Here is an 11527-nt window from a genome sequence, read left to right as displayed (position 1 = left end):
GACGCTTGTGATTCGTTTAGAGGGGACACGTTGTGACTGTAAAACATTTCGAATGGAAGATGCAGCACAACTTGCCGAACTCGTGAAGCGAAATAAAGAGTACTGGGGCCGCTTCGAACCCATTCACCGAGAGTCCTACTATACCGCGGTTGTCCAAAGAGAAAAAATACGCGAATCTATTAAATTGATGCAGGACCAAAGGGAATATAGCTTTGGAATCTATAAAAAAGGCACACATGATTTAGTAGGAACCATCTCTGTGTACAGTATTAAACGCCTACCCTTTTTAAGTGGGATGATTGGTTATGCGGTTGATCAGGAACATATCGGCCATGGCTATGCACAAGAAGCGATTCAACTTGTCACGGAATATGCCTTTACAGGAATTCAGTTGAATCGTTTGGAAGCGTATGTTTCACCGCACAATGAACCGTCTGTTCACGTTCTCAAGAAATGTGGATTCTATGAAGAAGGGTATCTGAATCAGTTGCTTTACATTAATGGAAATTGGATGGATCACTTGCTCTTAGCACAAACAAAATCAGATTGGCGCACGCGTCGTTGAAAAAGCTCCCGAATGAACTGAGCTATAAAAGTTAGATTGGTGTCTAATTTTTATGTGGCAGTTCAAGAATCTTCCCGATAGGCATGAGGGAGTACACGATTCCTCATGATGGTTAAAAAAGCTTCAATGCCTTACGATAGATAGATTTTAAGCGAAAATAAATAAGAATACCGGTTATTTCTGAATAAATCCATTCAGAAGTAACCGGTATTCCATTTTTTGATCTTTCTCTAGAATCCATATCTAGAGTAAGTTCAACAAATTGATAGATTATCTATTCATCTATACTAGCTCTTATTTCGTATCATCATGTACGACGTCAAGGCGACCTGTAGCTGGATCAATGATGAGACCATGTACTTTGATAGTCGGGACAACGAGTGGATGATTTTTAATCATATTCACACTGTGTTGGACGCTTGTCGCCACATTTTCAAATCCTTTTAACCATTCATGCACGTCTACTCCTGAATGGTCAAGGATATTAAACGTTTTCGCTTCGACTCCACGTTCAATCATTGTCTGTTGCATGGCAACAGGATCAATAGATGCCATACCACAGTCATGGTGACCAATGACAAAGATTTCTTCAGCTTGCAAAGCATAGACAGCTACTAAGAGGCTACGCATGATACCACCAAACGGATGATTGATAACGGCACCTGCACTCTTTACAATTTTAACGTCACCATTTTGTAAGTTCATAGATTTAGGTAATAATTCGACAAGACGGGTATCCATACAGGATAAGATGACCATCTTTTTATTCGGAAACTTAGTGGTTGCATACGCTTCATATTCTTTATTTCCGACAAATTTTTCATTGTACGCTAAAATTTCATGAAGATTTGACATTAAAAATTCCCTCCCTATATAAATAGTTTACTAGATAGGGGGGGATCTGGCGAATTATTTAGCGACTCTTACACGGTTAAATTTTGGCATGACGGTTTTGCCTGTACCGATGACAACAGCGTGTAATGGTTCTGGAGCAATATGAACAGGAACGTCAATGACAGTACTTAACCAATCGCCAATTTGCTTCAGTAAGGCACCGCCACCTGTTAAAACGACACCGTGATCGACAATATCCCCTGATAGTTCTGGAGGACATACTTCTAGTGTTGCACGGATGGTTTCCAAAATGGTTTCTAAACTTTCACGAAGAACCTCTTGAATTTCAGTAGATGAAAGCTGTATCGATTTCGGAAGACCCGTTACTACATCACGACCAGTCACCGTCATTTGTTCGGCTTCATGCGGAACAAGACCATGCCCAATCGTGTGTTTAATATCTTCCGCTGTCGGTTCTCCAATCAATACGTTGTACTCTTTACGTACATGCAGGATGATGGCTTCATTCATATGGTCACCGGCAGCCTTCGTGGTGTTCGAGGCAACGACACCGCCAAATGAGATGATGCCTACTTCGGTTGTCCCCCCACCAATATCAACAATCATGCTTGCCACTGGCTCATGGACGGGTAAGTCAGAACCGATTGCTGCTGCAACAGGTTCTTCCACCAAGTAAACTTCTTTCGCACCACTTTGTTTTGCTGCATCTTCAATTGCTCGACGCTCTACTGAAGTTGCACCAGACGGAGTACAGATAGCAACTGTCGGCTTACGTAAGCCTGTCCCCAATTTTTTACCTGCTTTTTGCATAATTAGTTTGAGTAATTCCGTTGTGCGATCAAAATCCGCAATAACGCCTTCTTTTAAAGGGCGAACAATTTCAATAGATTGAGGTGTTTTCCCAATCATCTTCTTCGCCTCGTGCCCGAAAGCGATAATAGTTCCAGATTTTTTATCAATAGCTACAACAGTAGGTTCATTTAAAATAATTCCTTTGGAGCTAGAATAGACAAGTGTATTCGCAGTACCTAAATCGATTCCAATTTGAATAGTTTGTAACATGCAAAATCCTCCTCAACAATAAGACGTTCCTAGTATATAAGAAGATAAAGCAGTTGACACATGTTAAATATTGGTATATTTCAAATGTGAAGGAAAAGGGAGGGGAAGAAGGCATAGCTTGGAAATAGAAACTATGAAATTAGAAGGAGATTTTAAACGATTTGTCACTTTACCGAAATGAAAATGTAAATAAAAAATTATATGAAGACAATTAAAAAAAGAGCCGCGAAAGCAGCTCTCTTCCTATTCTTGCGGACGTGGGTCGATTTTCTCTGCATCATGGTTGTTCATTGCTGTCATGAAATAAAACATCATTGTACCACCAGCAATTGACATGACCGTCAGAAATCCAAACACTATAGCTAGAAAAATACCCATGTTTTTCACCTCTTTTGGAATTCTACTCGTAGTATACCCTAATTTTTAGAGAAAAGGTAGGTCACAAATGTGAACGATTAAAATGCCCAGTTTCCGTTTCGGAAAATCGGTTCTTTTGTGCCATCTTCTAAGATGCCGTCGATGTCCATTTTATCCGAACCAATCATGAAATCTACATGAGTGATGCTCTCATTAAGACCATGCTTTGAAAGCTCTTCTTGAGACATCGTTTTTCCACCCTCTAAACAAAACGCATAAGCCGATCCGATTGCCAAGTGATTGGATGCATTTTCATCAAATAATGTATTAAAGAATAAAATATTTGAATTGGAAATCGGTGAATCATGCGGAACAAGGGCAACTTCCCCTAAACGGTGAGAGCCTTCGTCCGTATCTACCAACTTGGAAAGAACTTCTTGACCTTCTTCAGCTTCTACTTTCGTAATACGACCATTTTCAAACGTTATTTTGAAGTTGTCGATGATGTTTCCACCATAGCTGAGTGGTTTTGTACTAGAGACATATCCACTTACCCCATCTTTATGAGGAACGGTAAAGACTTCTTCAGTAGGCATGTTCGCCATGAAGCTTTCACCCTTTTCATTCGTACTGCTTGCTCCTGCCCATAAATGCCCTTTTGGAAGGTCAATCGTTAAATCTGTTCCAGGAGCTGTGTAATGAAGGGAAGAATATTTCTTCTCATTTAAATAATCAACTTTTTCATGAAGTGTTTTGTCATGTGCCTCCCATGCTTTCACTGGATCTTCAAGGTCCGCACGAACTGCTTTAAAAATGGCCTCCCATAAAAGCTCCACTTGTTGTTCTTTTGGTGCGTCCGGGAACACTTTCGCCGCCCATCCTTTGGACGGAGCCGCGATGACTGTCCAGCTGATCTTATCTGACTGGACATACTGTCGGTATTTCGACAACGCTTTACCAGCGGTTTTTTGGAACGTTGCAATACGTGTGGAATCAATCCCTTTCATCAAATCAGGACTTTGAGACACGATGTTCATAAACGCTGCGCCTTGTTCAGCGAGTTGTTCCCGTTCCATCACTTTCCACTCTGGGAAGAAATCGAATGAATCCTCTGGTGCATGCTCATAGCGTAGGCGAGAGATCTGGTCGTCTACGATATCGACGAAAACTTGCTTCGCACCTACTTCGTATGCTTTCTTCGTCACTGCGCGAGTAAATTCAAGTGTATCTGTGGATGCAGCTATATATAGATATTGGCCTGGTTGAATATTGACACCTATTTCAACAGCAAGGGCTGCATATTTTTCTAATTTTTGTTCAAAAGATGACACGGTCTTTTCCTCCTTTATATTCGTACTTTATTAGAATAGCAGGAATTATTCGATAAAAGCAACGGAAGGCGAATTGTAATTGATTGCTTTAATTTAAACAATAGTTTATTATATAAACAAATGTTTAAAGAGTGGTGAGAAAATGTCGAGCAAAGAACATGAACTGTTAGAATTATTGAGAAAGAACCCGTATGCAAGTCAACAAGAGATTGCAGAGGCTCTTCAACTTTCTAGACCGTCCATTGCTAATCTTATTTCAGGTCTTGTGAAATCGGGGAAAATTAAAGGCCGAGCTTATATAGTAGCCGAGGCAAACCCTGTGCTTGTTTTTGGTGGAATGAATGTTGATAGGAAGATGGTCGTCAAAGGTCAGTTGATGTATCAAACATCTAATCCTGTCACGAGCTACCAAACTGTGGGAGGCGTTGCTCGAAATGTAGCTGAAAACTTGGGCAGACTTGGCCATGAGGTGAAATTGATGAGTGTAGCGGGTCAAGACATGGAATGGGAGTTTCTGAGAGAGCAGACGAATGAATGGGCAGACCTTCAACACATTCGAAATCTGGATCAAGAGCGAACAGGGACGTATACAGCTGTCATCGATGCAGAAGGGGAGATGCAAGTCGCTTTTGCAGACATGGAGATTTATCAACATCTGACTCCGGAATGGGTACTGACACATGAGAAATTATTCAAATCTGCGACCTTGGTGGTAGTGGACTTAAACTTAGCAAAAGAAACGGTTAAAGCTATTTTGACTACTGCCAAAACGTACAATATACCAACTGCTATAGTGCCTGTTTCAGGTCCCAAAATGCAAAACTTACCAGACTCATTAGAAGGGGTCACTTGGATGATCTGTAACCAAGGAGAAGCAGAGATGATAACGGGGCAAACAATTGCTAGTGCAGAAGAACTTGAGAAAGCTCACCAGCTTCTTCATAACAAAGGAGCACAATTCGTGGTCATCACAAATGGATCAGACGGGGTCACGATGAGTGAAGAGAATCACATGGCTCACATAAATGCGATTGAACCCGATGTGATTCGAGATGTTACAGGAGCAGGAGATTCATTTGTAGCAGCACTTCTGCATCAGTGGTTAGAAGGAAAAAGTTCCAAGGCATCCGTGTTTGCAGGAATTGTGAATGCAACGAAAACATTAGAATCCACATACACAGTTCGAACCGAATTAACTAAAGAATTGTTAGAAAAAGAAATGGAGGACTATAAATGAAACATTTATTAGACTATACACCTGAGGTCAAAGAAGCATTAGAAAGCGGAAAACCTGTAGTTGCCTTAGAGTCAACAATCATCTCACACGGGATGCCTTATCCAGAAAACGTGAAGATGGCAAAAGAAGTAGAAGAAGTCATTCGTGAAAATGGAGCAGTACCAGCAACAATCGCGCTTATGGATGGACGGATTAAAATCGGCTTAACAAATGAGGATCTCGAGCTGCTTGCGACAAGCCAAAATGTACGTAAAACATCTCGTCGTGATTTAGCGTATGTTCTCTCTGCAAAAGAAATTGGGGCGACAACTGTAGCGACTACGATGATCTGTGCCGAGCTTGCCGGAATTTCTATCTTTGTCACAGGTGGAATCGGTGGTGTACACCGCGGAGCGGAAACGACAATGGATATCTCAGCAGATTTAGAGGAACTCTCTCAGACCAATGTAGCTGTCATTTGTGCAGGGGCGAAATCAATTTTAGATATTGGATTGACACTTGAATATCTAGAAACAAAAGGGGTTCCAGTTGTCGGGTACGGTACAGATGCGTTCCCTGCGTTCTATTCGGCTACGAGTCAATTTGCTTCAAACTTCCGCGTTGATTCTCCGGAAGAAGTGGCAGATATGCTGAAAGTAAAATGGGAGCTTGGATTAAACGGAGGAGCAGTGATTGCCAATCCTATTCCTGCAGAATCGTCACTCGATGAAAAAGAAATTTCAGCCATCATTGAAAAAGCGTTACAAGAAGCAAGCGACAATGGAATCAAAGGGAAAGATGTCACACCATTCTTACTCGGTAAAGTGAAAGAACTGACAGATGGTAAGTCACTCGAAGCTAACATTGCGCTTGTGATGAACAATGCAAAAGTTGGTGCACAAATCGCAAAGGCTTACGCAGCTAACTAATGAAAAACGGTGCTCCCCGTGGGGAACACCGTTTTAATTTCGTAAATTTCCGAGTTCAGAAGCAATAGCTTGCATTTCACTTGGACTGAAGGAATCGCGTTTTGAAACCATTTCATATAAGTAACATAGATCTTCGTATTCGGATGCTGTAAAGTCATCTGCTTTCATCGCATCTACATTGACCATACGTAACTTATCTTTGATAGCTTCAATCATGAAACGAATATTTTCTTTCGATGGTTGGGATAGATCCATAGCTGTACCGCCTTTCACTGTCATCCATCTATCATTCCACGCTGGATTCCTCTTGTCAATAGACTATGCTTGCGCTTTTTCTTCTTTTAACTTTTCACGAATCTTCTTCGTCTCAAGAGCAATGACTCCGGATAAGCCCAGAAGACCGATTAAGTTCGGAATTGCCATCATACCATTCGCTACATCAGAGAACGTCCAGATAAGGTCTAGAGAAATAACTGATCCGACGAACACCATTGCGATGAATAGTACACGGTAAACAATCAATAGGGACGGGTTTTTAAATAGGTATTGGAAACACTTCTCACCGTAATACGCCCACCCAAGGATGGTAGAAGAAGCGAAGAAAACTAAACCAATTGCAACGATGATTGGACCGATATCACCTAAGAAGTGACCAAATGCATTAGAAGTTAAGGTACCTGCACCTTGTGAATCGGTTGTTGTATAAAGACCAGACATAACGATGGTGATACCTGTAATAGAACAGATGATGATTGTGTCAAAGAACACCTGTGTCATTGAAATAAGACCTTGACGACCTGCAAGATCCGTCTTTGCAGCAGCAGCAGCGATTGGAGCAGAACCAAGACCTGCTTCATTAGAGAACACTCCACGAGCAACCCCGTAACGGATAGCGGCACCGATTGCACCACCTGCAGCAGCTTCGGTTGAGAAGGCCATTTCTAAAATTGTCATAATTGCTCCAGGTACTTCAGTGATGTTTAGAATCATTACGAGGAGCCCACCAAATACGTAGAAAATTGCCATGATTGGAACAAAGACAGCTGTTACTTTACCGATGGATTTAATTCCACCAATTATGACAAGTGCTGCAAAAATCATCAGAACTAAACCAGTAATCCAGTTAGCAATTCCAAACGTATCATGGACCACGTTTGCAACAGAGTTCGATTGTGTTCCATTCCCGATACCAAACGCAGCAAGAGCTCCGAAAATCGCGAACAAGACAGCTAACCATTTTTGCTTCAGACCGTGTTCTAAGTAGTACATCGGTCCGCCGGCCATTTCGCCGTTTGCGTCTTTCACACGATATTTGACTGCAAGGACTGCTTCTCCATACTTTGTTGCCATTCCGAAGACAGCAGATAGCCACATCCAGAAGACCGCTCCAGGTCCTCCAAGGACAATGGCCGTTGCAACCCCAACGATATTTCCGGTACCGACTGTGGCAGCTAATGCAGTGGTCAATGCCTGGAACTGAGAAATATCGCCCTCTGCATTTTTATCGTGCTTTTTTGAAAAGGTTTGCTTGAGTGCAGCAGGTAACATTAGAATTTGAACAAGACCTAAACGAAACGTTAAGTAAATACCTGTACCAACAATCAAGATAAGTAGTGGTGGTCCCCAAACCACGTCGGATAGCGCACCAAGTACTTTATAAAGTGTGTCCATATGTAAATCCCCCTTTGATTATCTCTTACGAACTATAAAAAAACGATCCTCCTTATCAATTAATGACTTATATATCATTAATATTCATAAAATTCTGCACCTTAGTCAAGACAATTTTTTAAATTGGTTCGTTTCAATGAAAATCTCTAAGGGTATAATAGACTATATTCAATCAAAAAATCATAAATGGAGGCGTTTTATATGTCACAAAGCAAATTTTCTAAAGGGTTATTATATGGAGCTCTAGCAGGAGCACTTATCAGTTTACTGGATCGTCAAACTCGTGATGTGATGAAAAATCGAGCACGAACTGCGAGTGAAAAAGCGAAATACTATAATAACAATCGGGAAGTATTGAAGCATGACCTTGAGACGAAAATCAATCATTATAAATCGTTATATGAAAAATTAGCTTCGGATGCTCAATACCTGACGACTCAAGTAAATGAAGTAAAGCAAATCGCTCCTCAAGTGCAAACATTATTATCTGAAACAAAAAACACTTTTAGCACATCAAAAGAAGAATACAAAGAAATTATTTCAGAGGCATCTAATGAATCATTGCAAGCAGATGAGGTTTCTCACGACCCTCATATGCAACAACAGACTCCTGAATATGCAGAAAAGTATGGTGAAGCAGAAAAAAAGAATGGCTAAGTGATGAGGATGTGAAGCAAATGGAGGAAACTCCAAAAAATAACGAACAACAAGACTCAAAGAAAGCAGCTTCATGGAAAGAGAAATTAACGTTTATGAGATTTGGAAAGAATAAAGAGGAGAAAACGACCGAGACGTATGATCCGACAACCTGGAAAGGTTTTTTCCAAGACTTACTTCAGCATATAAAAAAATCAGATGTGACAGCTCTTGGTGCTCAGCTTGCGTTTTTCTTTTTATTGTCTCTTTTTCCATTACTAATTTTTATGGTGACTCTGTTACCGTATCTTAACTTACCGCAAGATCAACTCTTTCAGTTTTTGAGAAACTATGCACCTGCTGATGTGTATGGATTGATAGAAGGGACGTTGACCGAAGTCTTACAAAATAGGAATGGTGGATTATTGTCACTCGGTTTACTCGGTACCATTTGGTCAGCTTCTAATGGGGTAAATGCCATCATGAAATCTTTAAATAAATCGTATGATTTAGAAGAGACTCGGCCATTCTTTATCGTTCGTGGACTTTCAGTCGTGTTTACCATATTAATTATTGGATTGTTTGTAATAGCATTGCTTCTTCCTATATTTGGTGCGCAAATCGGAGTATTTTTATTCTCGTTCTTAGGACTGGATGAAGTATTTCTTCTTATCTGGAATAGTATTCGATTTACGATACCGCCTCTGATCATATTCGTAGTGCTAACAGCTCTGTATTGGATAGTTCCTAATCAAAAACTCTATCTGAAGAGTGTGATTCCAGGAGGACTTTTTGCAACTCTCGGTTGGATTATTGTCTCTCTAGCATTCTCATTCTATGTAAGTAATTTTGCCAATTACACTGCTACATACGGTAGCCTTGGGACAATGATTATCTTAATGGTGTGGCTTTATTTTTCTGGAACCATTCTTATGATTGGTGGACAGATAAATGCCGTGATGCAAGAACGGAAAATGCGACTACAAGCAAAAGAAGCAGGATGAGTTTTTACTCATCCTGCTTTTAACGTTTTCAGCATACGCAATCCATTCAGAATGACAAGAATAGTAGAACCTTCATGGCCAATGACACCAAGGGGTAGGTTCACAATTTGCAAGAAATTGGAGAAGATCAAAAGGGCAATTACGGTAAGTGAAAATGCAATATTTTGTTTCACGATTCGCTGCATTTTTTTCGAAAGTTGAATGGCGTATGCTACTTTTGTTAACTCATTTTTCATTAACACGACATCCGCTGTTTCTAGGGCTACATCCGTCCCATCACCCATAGCAAAACCTGTCGTTGCGGTAGCAAGCGCTGGGGCATCATTAATTCCATCTCCTACCATTCCGACTGCTGTATATTCCGTTTTCAGCTTTTTTAAATGATCTACTTTCGTCTCAGGTAGACACTCTGCTACATACTGATCAATTCCTGCTTCTTTCGCAATTTTGGCAGCGGTCTTTTCGTTGTCTCCCGTTAACATAATTGTTATAACGCCAAGAGACTTGAGTTGAGAAATGGTTGTCATGGCTTCTTGTCGGATTTGATCCTTTAAAGCAATCAATGCAAGAATGCCAGTTTGATCACGGATATAAGTAACTGTTTTTCCTTCCGCAGCAAGTTCTATGGATATTCCCTCGTGGAAGTCGAGAGCTTCTTGTCGACCTACAAAATCTGGTTTTCCCACCCGATAAACTGCATCCCCGGAAGTGCCCTCTAACCCAAATCCTGCTAGATCTTTGACATCCATCTCGATGGCCTCATTACCACCACTAGAACGTGCATAGTTTGTAATGGCAACTGCAAGTGGGTGGTTCGACTTTTCTTCAATCGATGCCAAAATAGAAAGTACGTGTTCTCGGGATACCCGGTCGCGAACGATAAAATCTGTGACCTCCGGTTTCCCTTGAGTTAGAGTCCCCGTTTTATCAAAAGCAATGGCTTGCAAGTGACTTAGCGCTTCTAAGTGATTGCCCCCTTTGAACAAAATCCCGTTCCGGGCACCGTTCGAAATGGACGCGAGAGTAGCTGGCATGACTGAAGCAACGACAGCGCAAGGGGAAGCAACAACGAGTAGGACCATTGCTCGGTAGAATGTTGTTTCCCAGCTCCATTCAAAAATGTAGTGGGGAAGGAAGAGCATAAGAGCGACGGCGATCAGCACGCCTTTTACATAACCACCTTCAAACCTTTCAATGAACTGTTGAGATTCTGATTTTTCCTCTTGTGCCGCTTTTACAAGGACAATAATTTTTTGGAAGAGAGAATCAGCATTTTCTTTACGCACACGTGCTTTCAATACACCATTGCCGTTAACCGTTCCAGAAAAGACGTCATCTTCGATTTGTTTTTGTACGGGAATCGGTTCACCAGACAAGGCAGATTCATCAATCGAGGAGCTTCCTTCGATAATGACAGCATCTGCAGGAATCCGTTCACCTGGTTTAATTAAGATCATGTCACCAATTTTTAACTCATCAACAGGTAAAAGTTGAGCAGTTCCGGACGCATCCAGTTTCCAGGCTTGATCCGGTTGAAGTTCAATCAATGAAGCAATTTCTTGTCGAGACTTGTTCATGGAATAGGTTTCAAGTGCACCGCTCAATGCGAAAATGAAAATGAGGATGGCACCTTCAGTCCAATATCCAATGATAGAGGAACCTATGGCCGCGAGAATCATCAAAAGTTCCACATTCAGTTTTTTCTCTTTAAACGTTGTTTCAATTCCTTCTTTTGCTTTTGCATATCCCCCTATTACAAAAGCAAGAAGATAAAGTGAAATAGAAAGGGTAGATTCCCCGTCTCGATTTACAAGCCAGGCGATTACGATTAACACCCCGGAAAAAAGTGCAGAAATTAATTCGATATGGGGTTGGATGCGTTCACGGAAGAAGTGCATTGA

Annotated in this window: 12 protein-coding genes; 5 read left to right on the top strand and 7 right to left on the bottom strand. The window is 41.1% G+C overall.

Annotated elements, in window-relative coordinates:
* Positions 1-7 precede the first annotated feature (7 nt).
* Positions 8-565: a GNAT family N-acetyltransferase gene (locus tag ACFO0S_RS11645; RefSeq protein ID WP_378142266.1), complete on the top strand. Its 558-nt coding sequence runs from the start codon at positions 8-10 to the stop codon at positions 563-565.
* 294 nt (positions 566-859) lie between these two features.
* Here ACFO0S_RS11645 and ACFO0S_RS11640 read toward each other — a convergent pair whose 3' ends face one another.
* The 4 genes from ACFO0S_RS11640 to ACFO0S_RS11625 all read right to left on the bottom strand — a co-directional run bounded on the left by ACFO0S_RS11640 (position 860) and on the right by ACFO0S_RS11625 (position 4170).
* Positions 860-1420 carry a beta-class carbonic anhydrase gene (locus ACFO0S_RS11640; RefSeq protein WP_378142265.1) on the bottom strand — a complete coding sequence of 187 codons (561 nt, stop codon included), beginning with the start codon at positions 1418-1420 and terminating at the stop codon, positions 860-862.
* Positions 1421-1474: 54 nt separating this feature from the next.
* Positions 1475-2482, bottom strand: coding sequence for a rod-share determining protein MreBH (mreBH, locus tag ACFO0S_RS11635; protein ID WP_378142264.1), 1008 nt, complete (start codon positions 2480-2482; stop codon positions 1475-1477).
* 243 nt (positions 2483-2725) lie between these two features.
* Positions 2726-2860 (bottom strand): hypothetical protein, encoded by a 135-nt coding sequence (locus tag ACFO0S_RS11630; RefSeq protein WP_378142263.1) that lies wholly within the window; start codon positions 2858-2860, stop codon positions 2726-2728.
* 77 nt (positions 2861-2937) lie between these two features.
* The gene (locus tag ACFO0S_RS11625) at positions 2938-4170 is read right to left on the bottom strand and encodes an aminopeptidase (protein WP_378142262.1); all 1233 of its coding nucleotides are present in this window, start codon (positions 4168-4170) and stop codon (positions 2938-2940) included.
* Positions 4171-4312: 142 nt separating this feature from the next.
* On the opposite strand from ACFO0S_RS11625, the gene ACFO0S_RS11620 reads away from it, so the two are divergent.
* Complete coding sequence (locus ACFO0S_RS11620) at positions 4313-5407, top strand: PfkB family carbohydrate kinase (RefSeq protein WP_378142261.1); 1095 nt, start codon at positions 4313-4315, stop codon at positions 5405-5407.
* Positions 5404-6315, top strand: a complete 912-nt coding sequence (locus tag ACFO0S_RS11615) for a pseudouridine-5'-phosphate glycosidase (RefSeq protein WP_378142260.1) — start codon at positions 5404-5406, stop codon at positions 6313-6315. The genes ACFO0S_RS11620 and ACFO0S_RS11615 overlap by 4 nt, the downstream gene beginning before the upstream one ends.
* 33 nt (positions 6316-6348) lie before the next feature.
* Here ACFO0S_RS11615 and ACFO0S_RS11610 read toward each other — a convergent pair whose 3' ends face one another.
* Positions 6349-6570, bottom strand: a complete 222-nt coding sequence (locus ACFO0S_RS11610; protein WP_378142259.1) for a DUF1128 domain-containing protein — start codon at positions 6568-6570, stop codon at positions 6349-6351.
* Between the two features lie 63 nt (positions 6571-6633).
* The gene (locus ACFO0S_RS11605; protein ID WP_378142258.1) at positions 6634-7986 is read right to left on the bottom strand and encodes an alanine/glycine:cation symporter family protein; all 1353 of its coding nucleotides are present in this window, start codon (positions 7984-7986) and stop codon (positions 6634-6636) included.
* A 201-nt stretch (positions 7987-8187) separates the two neighbouring features.
* Between ACFO0S_RS11605 and ACFO0S_RS11600 the strand changes: the two genes are divergently transcribed.
* Both ACFO0S_RS11600 and ACFO0S_RS11595 read left to right on the top strand, forming a co-directional pair.
* Positions 8188-8643, top strand: a complete 456-nt coding sequence (locus tag ACFO0S_RS11600; protein ID WP_378142257.1) for a YtxH domain-containing protein — start codon at positions 8188-8190, stop codon at positions 8641-8643.
* Positions 8644-8663: 20 nt separating this feature from the next.
* Positions 8664-9626 (top strand): YihY/virulence factor BrkB family protein, encoded by a 963-nt coding sequence (locus ACFO0S_RS11595; protein WP_378142256.1) that lies wholly within the window; start codon positions 8664-8666, stop codon positions 9624-9626.
* Between the two features lie 8 nt (positions 9627-9634).
* Here ACFO0S_RS11595 and ACFO0S_RS11590 read toward each other — a convergent pair whose 3' ends face one another.
* A complete protein-coding gene (locus ACFO0S_RS11590) occupies positions 9635-11524 on the bottom strand; it encodes a heavy metal translocating P-type ATPase (RefSeq protein ID WP_378142255.1) in 1890 nt (629 codons plus the stop codon).
* Positions 11525-11527 lie beyond the last annotated feature (3 nt).

This window comes from Chryseomicrobium palamuruense, from assembly GCF_042649045.1.
In the GTDB taxonomy this organism is placed as follows: Bacteria; Bacillota; Bacilli; order Bacillales_A; family Planococcaceae; genus Chryseomicrobium; species Chryseomicrobium palamuruense.
Note: the sequence above shows the minus strand (reverse complement) of the source record. Positions and strands in the feature narration are given on the sequence as shown.